Annotated in this window: 1 protein-coding gene; it reads right to left on the reverse strand. The window is 76.0% G+C overall.

Annotated features, from left to right (window positions below):
* Positions 1-106: 106 nt before the first annotated feature.
* Positions 107-587: nuclease-related domain-containing protein (locus BZL64_RS15565; protein WP_143663153.1), on the reverse strand; the 481-nt coding region annotated here is incomplete at its 5' end.

Below are 587 nucleotides of genomic sequence, written 5' to 3' on the forward strand. Positions count from 1 at the left end.
CGATCGAGGACGAGGCCGTTCAGGCCGAAAGGGGGTCTGGGGGCACCGCCCCCCAGTCACGGTCACCGCAGCCGACCCGCACGAACCCGGCTCGACCGCCGGAGGCTCACGTCCACGTTCTCCGGTCCCGCGCCATCGCGTGCAGCGCCTCCACGTCCGCCGGTTTCAGTACGCCGCCCTGCCGGGCCAGTCCCGCCAGTTCCGTGTCCCGCACGACCCGTACCTCGCGCGGGGTGGTGGTGAAGCGCACGTCGGACGGGCCGACCAGGGCGAGGACCGGGCGGACCTCGGCGGTCAGCGCGTGGGAGGCGCGGTCGGCGTCGGCGCGGACGCGGCGCAGGAGGGGGTCGGGGTCGCGGCGGCCCAGGGTGAGCAGCGGGTCGGCGACGAGGACCCGCTGCTTACGGGCGTACAGGCTGTGGACGGCGAAGAGTCCGGCCGGGCCGATCGCCAGGTGGTGGACGCGGTCGCCGCCGGGCAGTGGGAGGGAGTGCAGGGTGTGCCAGCCCGCGCCGTCCAGCCGGTCCAGGATCTCCCCCGTCGTCCGCTCCGCTTCGAGGGCGCGGCGGCGCGGGCTGGCACACCCT

This window comes from Streptomyces bobili, from assembly GCF_002154575.1.
GTDB lineage: Bacteria > Actinomycetota > Actinomycetes > Streptomycetales > Streptomycetaceae > Streptomyces > Streptomyces bobili.